General features: G+C 37.9%; 11 protein-coding genes. 7 read left to right on the top strand and 4 right to left on the bottom strand.

What is annotated here, in order from left to right; translation table 11 throughout:
- Positions 1 to 34: 34 nt before the first annotated feature.
- From rbsB to NON16_RS19510, 4 genes are all read left to right on the top strand, one after another.
- Positions 35 to 973 carry a ribose ABC transporter substrate-binding protein RbsB gene (gene rbsB / locus NON16_RS19525; RefSeq protein WP_257351102.1) on the top strand — a complete coding sequence of 313 codons (939 nt, stop codon included), beginning with the start codon at positions 35 to 37 and terminating at the stop codon, positions 971 to 973.
- Between the two features lie 301 nt (positions 974 to 1,274).
- On the top strand, positions 1,275 to 1,832 hold the full coding sequence (locus NON16_RS19520) for a bifunctional transcriptional activator/DNA repair enzyme AdaA (protein WP_257351101.1): 558 nt from the start codon (positions 1,275 to 1,277) through the stop codon (positions 1,830 to 1,832).
- 18 nt (positions 1,833 to 1,850) lie between these two features.
- Positions 1,851 to 2,411 carry a methylated-DNA--[protein]-cysteine S-methyltransferase gene (locus NON16_RS19515; protein WP_257351100.1) on the top strand — a complete coding sequence of 187 codons (561 nt, stop codon included), beginning with the start codon at positions 1,851 to 1,853 and terminating at the stop codon, positions 2,409 to 2,411.
- A complete protein-coding gene (locus NON16_RS19510) occupies positions 2,371 to 3,345 on the top strand; it encodes a DNA-3-methyladenine glycosylase family protein (protein ID WP_257351099.1) in 975 nt (324 codons plus the stop codon). The genes NON16_RS19515 and NON16_RS19510 overlap by 41 nt, the downstream gene beginning before the upstream one ends.
- A 95-nt stretch (positions 3,346 to 3,440) precedes the next feature.
- Here NON16_RS19510 and NON16_RS19505 read toward each other — a convergent pair whose 3' ends face one another.
- Complete coding sequence (locus NON16_RS19505; RefSeq protein WP_257351098.1) at positions 3,441 to 4,400, bottom strand: nucleoside hydrolase; 960 nt, start codon at positions 4,398 to 4,400, stop codon at positions 3,441 to 3,443.
- A gap of 234 nt (positions 4,401 to 4,634) precedes the next feature.
- Here NON16_RS19505 and NON16_RS19500 point away from each other — a divergent pair, with 234 nt between their 5' ends.
- The 3 genes from NON16_RS19500 (at position 4,635) to NON16_RS19490 (ending at position 9,875) form a co-directional block, all read left to right on the top strand.
- Positions 4,635 to 6,545 (top strand): PTS mannitol transporter subunit IICBA, encoded by a 1,911-nt coding sequence (locus NON16_RS19500; protein WP_257351097.1) that lies wholly within the window; start codon positions 4,635 to 4,637, stop codon positions 6,543 to 6,545.
- Between the two features lie 93 nt (positions 6,546 to 6,638).
- Positions 6,639 to 8,726 (top strand): BglG family transcription antiterminator, encoded by a 2,088-nt coding sequence (locus NON16_RS19495; RefSeq protein ID WP_257351096.1) that lies wholly within the window; start codon positions 6,639 to 6,641, stop codon positions 8,724 to 8,726.
- A 6-nt stretch (positions 8,727 to 8,732) separates the two neighbouring features.
- The gene (locus NON16_RS19490) at positions 8,733 to 9,875 is read left to right on the top strand and encodes a mannitol-1-phosphate 5-dehydrogenase (protein ID WP_257351095.1); all 1,143 of its coding nucleotides are present in this window, start codon (positions 8,733 to 8,735) and stop codon (positions 9,873 to 9,875) included.
- Between the two features lie 201 nt (positions 9,876 to 10,076).
- On the opposite strand, the gene desA is transcribed toward NON16_RS19490, so the two are convergent.
- From desA to NON16_RS19475, 3 genes are all read right to left on the bottom strand, one after another.
- Complete coding sequence (desA, locus tag NON16_RS19485; protein WP_257351094.1) at positions 10,077 to 11,099, bottom strand: Delta(5) desaturase DesA; 1,023 nt, start codon at positions 11,097 to 11,099, stop codon at positions 10,077 to 10,079.
- A gap of 699 nt (positions 11,100 to 11,798) precedes the next feature.
- Positions 11,799 to 12,194 carry a permease prefix domain 1-containing protein gene (locus NON16_RS19480; protein ID WP_257351093.1) on the bottom strand — a complete coding sequence of 132 codons (396 nt, stop codon included), beginning with the start codon at positions 12,192 to 12,194 and terminating at the stop codon, positions 11,799 to 11,801.
- Entirely contained in the window at positions 12,191 to 12,520 is a 330-nt protein-coding gene (locus tag NON16_RS19475) for a PadR family transcriptional regulator (protein ID WP_257351092.1), read from the bottom strand. The genes NON16_RS19480 and NON16_RS19475 overlap by 4 nt, the downstream gene beginning before the upstream one ends.
- Between the last annotated feature and the right edge of the window lie 310 nt (positions 12,521 to 12,830).

Here is a 12,830-nt window from a genome sequence, read left to right as displayed (position 1 = left end):
ATAAATAGTTTTAAAAAAATTAGGAGGTTTCTAAATGAAAAGTCTGTGGAAATTTTTCATCATTACACTTATGGCTGTTCTTGTAAGTGCATGTTCACTTCAGCAAGGTGGGGGCAATGAAGATTCGTCGGAAGATCAAAGCAAAGAAAAAGATGGAACACAGAAGATCGGCCTATCTATTTCTACATTAAACAATCCTTTCTTTGTCACTCTACGGGATGGGGCAGAGGCAAAAGCGAAGGAGTTAGGTGTAGAGATCACGACTGTAGATGCACAGAATGATCCAGCCAAACAAGTAAGTGATATTGAAGACCTGATTCAACAAGGTGTCGATATTCTATTGATCAATCCGACTGACTCTGCAGCGATTGCATCAGCCATTAAATCTGCAAATAAAGCGGAGATCCCTGTTATTACAGTAGACCGCAGTGCAGAGGGTGGAGAGGTTATTTCCCACATTGCATCAGATAATGTAACTGGCGGAAAAATGGCAGGAGAATTTATTGTTTCCAAACTTGGTGATTCAGGCAAGGTAGTAGAACTTGAAGGGATCCCTGGTTCCTCTGCAGCTCGTGAAAGAGGGAAAGGGTTTAATGAAGCGATGGATGCAGCAGAAGGATTTGAAGTTGTTGCAAAACAAGCAGCAAACTTTGATCGTGCTAAAGGTTTGACAGTTATGGAGAATATCATCCAAAGTACAAATGAGTTTGAGGCGGTTTTTGCTCATAATGATGAAATGGCTCTAGGTGCTGTCCAAGCATTGAAAGCAGCTGGAATGGAAGATGTTATCGTGGTTGGGTTTGACGCAACCGATGATGCAGTAAAGGCTGTAGAAGAAGGAAAAATGGCTGCAACGGTTGCCCAAAAACCTGAATTAATGGGTCAACAAGCAGTTGATGCAGCATCCAATTATTTGGACGGGGAAGAACTGGAGGAATTCATTCCAGTAGAACTTGAACTAATCAAAAAATAAGATATAGCAGCTAGTCCCTCAGCGTTTCTAAACACTGAGGGGCTTTTTTACACGTTAAGAAAGTATAAAATTTTGCTGCATAGATGTAATGTCCAGCTCCAACGCCCAGGTACTCAGATCGTCGCTTCGATTCTTCCACAAACACAAAAAGCGTGTTGTGCTGCAGAATCTCCAGCGCTTGTCATACCTGAACAGGGCGTTTACGCTTTTCTTACAGTTTCGAATTCTTGCTATCCTATTTCTTCTTTGTTATCAAGGGGATAAGGATGGTTTATAATGTGTTCAAGAGGAGGGGTTGGAGATGGATGATGCTATCTTTCAATCTGTATATGAGACGATTTTGCAAAGAGATACCCGATATGATGGTGTGTATTATGTAGGCATTCGATCGACAGGTATTTTTTGCAGACCTTCGTGTAGATCTCGCATACCGAAACCAGAGAATGTCCAAGTTTATAAAAGTATTGAAGAGGCACGTGAAGCAGGATTTCGTCCGTGTAAAAGATGCAAACCGGACAATCCAGATCAGCATGGTCCTGATGCAAAAATGGCCCAAGCGGTGATTGACTTAATTCAAGAGCGGTACCCTGAACCATTGACTCTCGATAAAATGGCATCAGAGTTAAATATAAGTCCATACCACCTACAACGTGTATTTAAAAGAACGACAGGTAAGACTCCTTCGAAACAATTACTTCATACCCGTTTGGAAATGGCAGAACAGTTACTTGCTCAAAAAGAACAGTCGATTGCAGAAATCGCTGAAGTTGTTGGTTTCCGCAGCGTTTCACATTTTTCGGATGTATTCAAAAAAACGGTAGGGTGCACCCCGAACGATTACCGCAGAAAAATCCAATAACAAGGAGGATTAAGTCTTATGGACAGAGCTGTCACAAAGGTATACTTCACAACCTTCACTCATTCCATTTTCCAGAACCGGCCGCTTTATTTGGCAGCTACGAAACATGGGTTATGCCGAATAACTTGGCCGACTGAATCATTGGACACATTAGAAACATGGGTGAATAAGCAAATACCGAACGCACAACTAATTCAGGATAATAATGTTCTTGCAGAATATGTTCTTCAACTACAAGAGTATTTTGATGGGAAAAGGGATACATTCACAATTCCTTTGGATATGCGGGGTACGCTATTCCAGGCTTCGGTATGGCAGGCATTAACCCAAATTCCTTTTGGCCAAACCCGAAGTTATTCGGACATCGCCGAGGCACTGGACAACCCAAAGGCTGTACGGGCAGTGGGTACTGCAAATGGAGCAAACCCGATTCCGATTGTCGTGCCGTGTCACCGTGTCATAGGTAAAAGTTCCGCACTTACAGGATTTAGAGGCGGACTAAATGTGAAGGAATCACTACTTCTATTGGAGGGATTTAATGATTACACCAAAGAAGGACACGCCCGCTTTCAGTTTTGATGAATGTTTAGGGTGTTTGGACATTACGACACCTAAAGAATTCAGCTTTACAGAAGCACTTACGCATCTTTCAAGGTCATCCCTGGAATGTATGCATTATATTGAGAATGGAAAGGTTTTTAAACTGATCGAGATTGATGGGGATCAAATACTCATTGAAATAAGTGAAAAAGAAAGCGCCACTATCCAAGTTCGGTTTGTTGATGGTAAATCTCGAAACGATGCTGTGTGTGAAAAAATTACTGGTTACGTAACGGAGTGGTTCGATCTACAAACAGATTTAGTTCCATTTTATCGAATGGCCAAAAATGATTTCTTATTATCCAAGCTAGCCAAGGACTTCTATGGTCTTCGAATTGTCGGCATTCCTGATTTATTTGAGGCACTCTGTTGGGCGGTAATGGGACAGCAAGTAAACTTGAGGTTTGCTTATACGTTAAAAAAACGTTTCGTTGAATCCTTTGGACAACAGGTTCAATGGAACGGGCGTCAATACTGGTCGTTCCCAAAACCGAGTGACATCTCAGCTATATCTGTTGATGAATTGAGGAAACTCCAGTTCACAAGCAAAAAGGCTGAGTATATTCTAGGGATCGCAAAACTTATGGGAAGTGGAGAGTTATCGAAGGAATCACTAATGTTATTAAATGATTTCAAGGCTGCTGAGCAAAAATTACTGTCTATCCGCGGTATCGGTCCTTGGACAGCCCATTATGTACTCATGCGATGTTTGCGTGATGCTACCGCATTTCCAATCGGTGATGCTGGACTCCAAAATGCGTTGAAACAACTACTGGATAGAGCACAGAAACCAGCTCTCGAAGAAATTCGTCAGCTCTTTGATCCTTGGAAGGGCTGGGAAGCCTATGCTGTTTTTTATCTGTGGAGAAGTCTTGGGTCTCCATCAACAAAGTCGTCCTCTACCAAAAAATAGTTACAATTTTGAAGAGGCTCTGTTCGGATATGACGGAGCCTCAATGTGTTTGTGGAAAACTCGGAAAATAGTTGGCGTGAAGGTAAGAATAATCTCTAACCATCAACGTTATTGGTTAAAATATCCACAACATTCGCCACAAATACATCTCGATCAAGATCGATGGCAATACGCACGCAACCCATTCCGAAACAGTTTGTTGTTCCAGGACGAAAATCAGCAATACTCAGTCCATCCGCATAGCTGTCTTCATGCTGGACACGAACTTCACGCCTTACAAATTTGAACAATCCTGGAATATTAAGAGTAGCCATCAACCCAGCCAAGTCATGCTGCGGTGTACCTTCAATACCGGGTTCGAGCTCCTGGTATACTTCGTAATAAAAGTCTAAGATGGGTTTTATGATTTCTTCCAATGGAGTATCAGCTCGGGAATCGATAAAGTTAACATCTGCTGGAGTCAACAATGCATCCCGCGTCGCATTTAACGGAACAATCGTTAGATGACGTGCATTTTGGGCAATATAATTGGCAGCAATTGAATCTCCGAAAAAGTTTGCTTCTGCTACCTCCGTTGCATTTCCGGGAACAAGGAATGCTCCTCCCATTACAAACGTTTCTCTTACCTCCCGCATAACTTCAGGACTTAAATAATGGGCAATGGCAAGCGAAGTGCAGCGTCCGACATTGACGATGGTAACCTCCTGACGATTTTTCTTGATTAATCGAAACAGTTTGCTAAAGTTTGTCCGGTTGGCGTATCGCTCTTCCGGAATTGGTGGACTGATTGGACCCAATCCTTCAGCACCATGAATATTTGGAAAAAAAACAGGATCGTCCCCATCGAGAGGACGTGTAGCCCCCGCAATCACTGGTATATCCGTTCTGCCGGCAAGCTCAAATAAATACTCTACATTTCGTAATGTTTTTTCCCGATCTACATTCCCATAGCCACTAACAACAGCTAGAAGATCGATTTCTGGATTCTTTAACGCATACATAATAGCAATCGCATCATCAATCCCTGTGTCTGCAAAAAGAATGACTTTCTTCATATTTTCACCTCGTACTACCGTATGAAGAAAGGGACAAGATGGCTTGTACGCATGCCCTGTGGGGAGGGAATCGATTATATATTAGAATAATAGTCAGCTAATGAGAAAAAATAGGTTTGTCTTTATACGTGCGACAAAGTTGGTTTTCAAGAAACTTGAAGTATGTACTGTTCGTATCTTATGATTGACTAAGTCTTATCGGTGTTCATTTATTTCATTGAAAGGAAGTTAGAAATGGCTCAATCAAATATAAAAGTTGCGATACAGAAGTTTGGTAACTTCCTTAGTTCCATGGTTCTACCAAACATTGGTGCTTTCATTGCATGGGGACTAATAACTGCATTATTTATTCCAACAGGGTTTTTCCCAAATGAAAACCTTGCCAAATTAGTTGGTCCAATGGTGACGTACTTACTGCCTTTATTAATTGGTTATACTGGGGGTAAAATTGTTCATGATCAACGTGGTGGGGTAGTAGGTGCGATTGCGACAATGGGTGTCATCATTGGTGCCCCAGATACACCAATGTTCTTAGGTGCGATGATTATGGGACCACTTGGTGGTTATGTAATCAAGAAGTTTGACCAAGTAATTGAAGGGAAAATTAGAGCTGGATTTGAAATGCTCGTTAATAATTTCTCGGCTGGTATTCTTGGTGGAATACTTGCAATATTATCATTCTTAGCTATTGGCCCAGCTGTTGATGAATTTACGAACTGGTTAGTGACAGGTGTTGATTGGTTAATTGAAGCGGGTTTATTGCCATTAACTAGTATCCTGATCGAACCTGCAAAGATTTTATTTTTAAACAATGCAATCAACCATGGTGTGCTATCACCAATTGGTTTGGAACAGGTTCAAAGTGCCGGTAAATCAATCCTATTCCTATTAGAAGCAAATCCAGGGCCGGGTCTTGGTGTGTTATTAGCATTTACGCTATTTGGAAAAGGTGTAGCCAAGCAATCAGCTCCAGGAGCTGGAATCATTCACTTCTTTGGTGGTATTCATGAGATTTACTTCCCATATGTATTGATGCGTCCAATGCTATTTTTTGCAGTTATACTTGGGGGAATGAGTGGAGTATTTACTTTAGTACTTTTAGGTGGAGGTTTGTCTGCACCAGCATCTCCAGGCAGTATTTTAGCCATTACGGCGGTTACTCCTCCTCAAGCGAGTGTTTATATAGCTAACTTTGCTGCAGTGCTAGTAGCTACAGTTGTGTCCTTTGTTATTTCAGCACTAGTACTAAAAACAGGTAAACAAAAAGACGAAAATATTGAAGAAGCTACTCAAAAAATGCAAGAAATGAAAGGGAAGAAAAGTTCAGTAGTTGGATCATTCAATTCTAATCCAGGTGCTTTACCAGAAAACGTAAAAAAAATTGTTTTTGCTTGTGATGCTGGAATGGGTTCCAGTGCGATGGGAGCTTCTCTTCTTCGTAAGAAGGTGAAAGAAGCAGGGTTAGATGTTTCCGTAACAAATACAGCAATTAGTAATATACCAAGTGATGCAGAGATTATTATTACGCAAGAAGAATTAACACCACGTGCTAAAGGTAAATTACCTAATGCATATCACATCTCAGTAGATAACTTCTTATCAAGCCCGGAATACGATAAGTTGATCGATAGTTTGCAAAATGGTGTAACGGAAGAATTGACTGAAATGGTTGAAGACACTCAGGCGGATGTAACAGGAGTAGATCATAGTCATGATGCCGATGATTTATTGGTGGAAGAAAATATCTTCCTTAATCAGGATTTCTCGACTAAAGAAGAAGCGATCCGTTTTGCTGGGGAAGCACTATTTAAAGCCGGATATGTAGAAGAAAGTTATATAGATGCTATGGTTGAACGTGATAATATGACATCTACTTATATGGGGAATCATGTTGCTATTCCACATGGTACTGAACAGGCTAAAAAAGATGTTGTTCGCTCCGGCTTTACGGTTGTTCAAGTACCAAATGGTGTTGATTTTGATGGTGAAAAAACCAAATTAATCTTTGGTATTGCTGGTAAAGATAGTACCCATTTAGAAATTCTTTCTGGAATAGCAGTTATTTGTTCAGAAATGGATAATATCGAACAAATGGTGCAAGCCAAAACGGCAAAAGAATTGATGGATATTATTAATAGTAAATAAGCAAGAATAGAAAGACAGTTTCACTGTCTTTCTATTCTTCTACCTTCTCTTTAAGGTAGAAAGCTACATCTTATAATGGAATGAGTGGATAGTATGTTCATTACATCAAGGGAAAAATCCATCATTGACTTAATTGTTAAGATATCTGGAAAGCACTCGGCACATTCGCTTGCTGCTTTTCTCAATGTAAGTGTAAGAACCATACAGCGAGATTTAAAGGCTGTGGAAAAGATATTGAATCAGTTTGATTTACAATTTAAACGCACTTCGAATGATGGCCTTATTATTGATGGGAAAAATGAACATATTTATAAACTTATTCAGCATTTATCTGATGTTGACCCTACCGATGAAACTCCAGAAGAAAGAAAGTTACAACTGTTAATTAAATTGTTACATGAAGGAACATTCTTTAAAACTCAAGTGCTAGCTAAGCAGTTAGGAGTTAGCATTACAACACTAACTGGTTATTTGGATGACTTAGCTAACTGGTTGGAAAAAATTAATATTACACTGACGAGGAAAAGAGGAGTCGGTGTAGAGCTCATTGCTGAGGAAGCTAATAAGCGAAAAGCTTTAGCTCACTATTTCTTAGTTCATTTTCATGAGGAATTAATGGAAAGCTTGTACTTATTACAAAAGGACAATCAATTAAAAGGACCAGTTCTCGGGTATTTTAACCCTCATTACCTTTTAGAAATTGATAATTTAGTTAATAAAACGATAAACATAGGGCAAACACGATTAGCTGACAGTGATTATATAGGACTAATTGTTCACATTTGTATTACGATTCAGAGGTCTGAAAATAACTTTGTCTTACAACATGCAGACGAAATAGCAAATGAATCTACAAAGGAATATCAGTTGATGAAACAGCTATGTGAGGATTTAGAGAAGACCCTCTTGATACGAATAAATACAAGTGATATTCACTTTTTGATGGTTATTTTGAAAGGATCTAAGCTGCAGGATACTGATGCGATCAGTTATGACAGTATTATGCTAGGACAGATTATTAAGAATGTCATTCAACATGTTTCATCGCAACTACATATGGACTTGTCTAAAGACTTTGCATTATTTCAAGGATTGCTTGCCCATATGGAGCCTTCTATATTTCGGTTGAAGCAACAGATGGGATTATTTAATCCATTAACAGGGGAAATTAAAACGAAATACCCCATTCTTTTTATGGCAGTTAATAATAGCCTGAATAAAGAGTTTAAAGACATCTCATTCCCTGACGACGAGGTTGCCTTTATTGTCCTCCATTTTGGTTCTGCATTATTAATGAATGAAGAGAAAGCAAATATTCATGCAGTTGTCGTTTGTCCGACAGGGATTGGAACATCAAAAATGTTAGCAAGCCGTATTCAAAAGGAAATTATTGAAATCAATTCTGTTGAAATTAAATCAATTAAAGACTTTGAAACGGCTAATCTTAATGAATATGATGTTATTATTTCTACCGTAAGGCTACCTTTTACTGATTTTGATTATATCTTGGTAACACCACTACTAAGTGATGAAGATATAGCAAGGATCTGCAGCTTTTTACAAAGTAATCTAAAGCAATTGACTAGTAGGAAACAGTATTTTGGTCTTATAAATAGGAAGGATGTCGTCTCTCGAAAAGAGCAATCACACCTACAGGATGTTTTACATGAAATAAAAGATGTACAAATTAGTATGGAGGCAATTTTACATAATCTACGTGTTTATCGAAAATCTAATATGGGGAATCATGTCAAGGTTTTGAGGGAAATGGTTGTGGAAGCAGAACAAGAACAATTAGTAACAGATGCAACCAAAGTATTGCGACAACTACAAGAACGGGAGAAAAAGGGTGGTCTTGGTATCCCGAAAACAAACATGGGTTTATATCATTGCCGTGACGAAAGTATCAAGGGATTAATATTTCAAGTTTCGCATTTAGATGAACCTTGTATTATTAAGGGGATGGATGGTTATGAAGTACCCATGAAAAATCTTCTGTTAATGCTTGCTCCAGAAAACTTGAGTTTGAGAGAACAAGAAATTTTGAGTCTCATTAGTACAAGCTTGATTGAGAATGATGTTGCAATGATGATTTTTTCATCTTCTAATGAAGCAATGATTCGAAAGAAATTAGAAGATTTATTTTTAAATTACCTTCAAAATAATTTGATAAAGGAATGATGCTTTTTGAAACAAGCCGTTCATTTTGGAGCAGGGAATATTGGTAGAGGATTTATTGGAGCGTTATTTTCCGAGTCAGCTTATCATGTAACTTTTGTTGATATTGCTGAGGAAATCATTAATCAATTAAATGAAGAAAAAAGCTATAAAGTGAAACTAGCTGCGGTTAATGAAGAAACAACAACTGTCAATAATGTTTCTGGTTTAAATAATATGACCCAACCAAATGAAGTGATTAATAAAATTACAAATGCAACCTATCTTACAACAGCTATTGGTCCTACCATCTTACCGAGGATTGCACCACTAATTGCTCGTGGCTTGTCAGAGCGCGTTTATGCAACAGATGAGAAGTTATATGTGATTGCTTGTGAGAATCAAATAGGTGCAACAGATATTTTAAAGAAACATATTCTAGATAACCTAGATGAAGATACGAAGGAAAGATTAGAAGGTAGAGTCTATTTCTTTAATTCCGCTGTTGATCGTATTGTTCCTATTCAGGATAATCAAGGATCACTAGATGTGTTGGTTGAACCTTATTATGAATGGGTTGTTGAAACAAAGGAAAGTATTCCTTCAATTGAAGGAATGAAAATAGTTGATGATTTAGCTCCATTTATTGAAAGGAAATTATTTACAGTAAATACAGGCCATGCAATCATTGCTTATCTAGGATACCTAGGTGGTAAATCGACAATAGATAAGACGTTAGAGGATGAGAGTATAGCCGATCAAGTCCAAAAGACATTGAACGAGACTGGAGATTACTTAATTAAGCAGTATCATTTAGATAAAAAAGAGCATTTGAAGTATATTCAAAAAATTATCGAACGATTCAAAAATCCATATTTAAATGATGGAGTAACAAGAGTAGCACGAGCACCTATACGTAAACTTGGACCCGAGGACAGATTGGTTCGACCTGCAATAGAAGCACAAAAAGTAGGACTATCTTATACCAACTTAGCCAAGGCAATTGCGGCTGCGTTATTATTTGATTATCAAGAGGACGAAGAAGCTGTTAAACTCCAAGCTATGATTAAAGAAAATGGAATAGCTAATGTTTTGAAGGAAGTAAGCAACCTCGATGAAAACAGTGAGATTACGCAAGAAGTTATTCGTCAGTATGAATTATTAAAAAAGTAATTGAGAAAGATGAAAAGGTTAAAGAAAAATAAACAACTATTTTTAGAACACCGTTCCTTTTGCGAACGGTGTTCTGTATGTTTCTAGTATTAAAGTGTGTTATGTTGCAGAATCTATCGCACCTGAAGAGGGCGCTTCCGCTTTTCCATCAATGTCTAGCTGTAGCGCCCAGGTGTTCGAGGTCGCTTCCGCATTTCATTATTACAACTCCAGCTGCTTTTTTCGAAGGTAAATGTGAATGTCGCGGTTTACAATAAACTTCTTGGATTGCTCATCCCATAGCTTGAAGGAGAGTGATTTCAAACTTGTCCAGAGTGTTAGCGTCGGTACATCCTGGAGTCGGGGATCGCTCTTGTGTGCTTTCTCAAGATGATAATTAGGTACACGAGAATTAAGATGGTGTACATGGTGGAAGCCAATGTTTCCAGAGAACCATTGCAATACTTTTGGAAGTTTATAGAAAGAACTTCCTTTTAACGCTGCTTCAACGTAGTTCCAATTGTCGTTATTTTCAAAGTAACCATCTTCAAACTGATGTTGTACATAGAATAACCACACACCTGAAAATGTTGCGATATAGAAGATCGGCAACTCAACTAAGATAAATGCTTTCCAACCCAGTGTAGTACCCAACAACAATACAATAGACCCCAGAATAACGTTCGTCATCCATACATGTCTTTTTTCTTTCTTTGATGCATTTTTTGTATTGAAGCGGTAATCGAGTAAAAAGATATACAATGGGCCGATTAAAAACAACACGATCGGGTTTCGGTAGACACGGTAACGGAAACGTTTCCACTTAGAAGCATCTCCATATTCTTGTAACGTCATCGTCCAGACGTCACCGACTCCGCGTTTTTCCAAGTTTCCATTCGATGCGTGATGCGTTGCATGGCTGTTCTTCCACTGTTCATATGAACAAAATGTAAATAAACCTGTAAACATCCCGACAATTTCATTCGCCTTCCGATTTTTAAAAAATGAATAGTGTGTGCAATCATGAAAAATGATAAATGTCCGGACTAAGAACCCTGCAGCTGGAATCGCACATAATATAGTTAACCAATAGGAAACTTCTAAACTTAAATAGGCTAAGATCCATAATAATAGAAATGGCCCTACGGAATTAATCAACTGTCCTACACTTGCTGACATACGTGGTCGTTCAAATGATGCTAACTTTTTCTTCCATTCTCGAAGATCATATTTTGATTCGCTCACTGGGTAAAACACCTCATCTTATTTTGATTTTATAGATTGTTTTCTTCCTTTTAAACTTGAAATAATACATACTTAATGGCCACCAAAGGATTAAAAAAATTGGATACACTGCCCAAATAGTGTTTGGGGATGATACAACATTCACGATTATAAAAAAGATAATCGTTAGTAAACTAGCATAAAGTGATAGTTGAAAAAACTGCCTTGTTCTTGCAAAGTACAACACTATAGGCCACCATAAGACAGCGAACGAAGGGTAAATCGCCCAGGGATACTCAGGTGAAAGCGTTGCGTTCAAAACGGAATAATAGATTATTGTAATTATGCTTCCAAGTACTGCAATGGTCACTGTTTTTCTCTTTTGTTCTAAAAGCATAAGAATTGGCCACCAAATCACTGGGTAAAATGCATATAAAAACCATGGATGGTTTGGGCTATAGAGATAATTTATAAGTAATAGAAAAGAAATGATCCATATACTACAGAAAATAGAATGGATTTTATATTCACCTTTCCTAATAGACTGTAAACTAACTGGCCATAAAAGTAGTATAAAAGAGGGATATATAAACCAAAGAGTATCGCGACTCGTCAAGTAATTCACAATGATAAAGAATATTATGCTCATAATACTTCCGGCCCAAGCAAAACGAACATCATGTCTAAGCATACTCTATTCCTCCTTTATTTCACGTTTTCTTATTGGCGTAACCACCTGTAATACATCGATAAAGGCCACCACAATACAGCAAATGTAGGGTAAACGAACCAAATTGTTTTTGGGGTATAATAAAAGTTTATAAAAACAAATAAAGAAATGATGAGTGCACTCCCCAATATGGAAAACCCTAAATCGAATTTAGTCATATTTTTCTTTGTTGGTTGTGATACACCTAACTCTTTTTCTATTTCCTCGATATCGCCAAATTCAACAATTGTCCGATTAATCGCATCTTCCTCTTTTTTACCCTGTGCCATCAAATCGGCCACTTTTTCTTCCAAGTTTTCTAATATCTCTTGTTTTATAAGTTCTTTTTGTTCGCTGTCTGGGATTTTCTTAAATAACTCATCTACATGATTTTTTATTTCCCTCAATCTAATCCCTCCATAAATAGGTCAATAATCTCCTTTGTTTCCTGCCACTCTTTAACGGTTTCTTTTAAATAGGCTTTACCAAAAGTTGTAATTGTGTAATATTTTCTTTTCCCACCGTGTGAGATGTTCCCAAAATAGGATTCAATTAATTCTTTTTTCTCCAGTCTTTGAAACACTGCATAGAGAGTAGCTTCTTTAATTTGAAATCGATCTTTAGTCTTTAAGCTGATTTGTTTCGATATTTCGTATCCATACTGGTCTTTTTCCAAGATCAAACGTAGAATAATCGAATCTAAATGTCCACGGATAATATCACTTCGAATCATAGGTCACCTTCCATAAATGATTATTCTATCTGATAGAGTAATACTAACCTAAATTACTCTATCTGTCAAAGTAATATTATTTTTTTTCACGGTCACTTTTTCTAATGGAGAAATCGGGTCAAAACGATGAAAAGTGATTACAGGGCTTATGTTCTTGAGTTGAAACTGAAGCAATAAAGATACAGATTGGAGAATCAGCATTTGATCCGGAACGGCTTATAGAAAATGCATCTGAATTTGTTACTTTCAAAAGAATTTCATCACCAAACATTATAACGTTATATTTACTTTATTGTTTTTTTATGATACC

Source organism: Pseudalkalibacillus decolorationis (assembly GCF_024609785.1).
Classification (GTDB): Bacteria; Bacillota; Bacilli; order Bacillales; family Fictibacillaceae; genus Pseudalkalibacillus; species Pseudalkalibacillus decolorationis.
The sequence above is the reverse complement of the archived record's forward strand: the minus strand, read 5'-3'. Positions and strand labels throughout refer to the sequence as shown.

Excerpts from the sequence above, each read along its gene's own strand:
- NON16_RS19515 (WP_257351100.1), top strand. The coding sequence starts at position 1,851 with ATGGACAGAGCTGTCACAAAGGTATACTTCACAACCTTCACTCATTCC.
- rbsB (WP_257351102.1), top strand. The coding sequence starts at position 35 with ATGAAAAGTCTGTGGAAATTTTTCATCATTACACTTATGGCTGTTCTT.
- NON16_RS19495 (WP_257351096.1), top strand. The coding sequence starts at position 6,639 with ATGTTCATTACATCAAGGGAAAAATCCATCATTGACTTAATTGTTAAG.
- NON16_RS19505 (WP_257351098.1), bottom strand. The coding sequence starts at position 4,400 with ATGAAGAAAGTCATTCTTTTTGCAGACACAGGGATTGATGATGCGATT.
- NON16_RS19510 (WP_257351099.1), top strand. The coding sequence starts at position 2,371 with ATGATTACACCAAAGAAGGACACGCCCGCTTTCAGTTTTGATGAATGT.
- NON16_RS19520 (WP_257351101.1), top strand. The coding sequence starts at position 1,275 with ATGGATGATGCTATCTTTCAATCTGTATATGAGACGATTTTGCAAAGA.
- NON16_RS19500 (WP_257351097.1), top strand. The coding sequence starts at position 4,635 with ATGGCTCAATCAAATATAAAAGTTGCGATACAGAAGTTTGGTAACTTC.
- NON16_RS19475 (WP_257351092.1), bottom strand. The coding sequence starts at position 12,520 with ATGATTCGAAGTGATATTATCCGTGGACATTTAGATTCGATTATTCTA.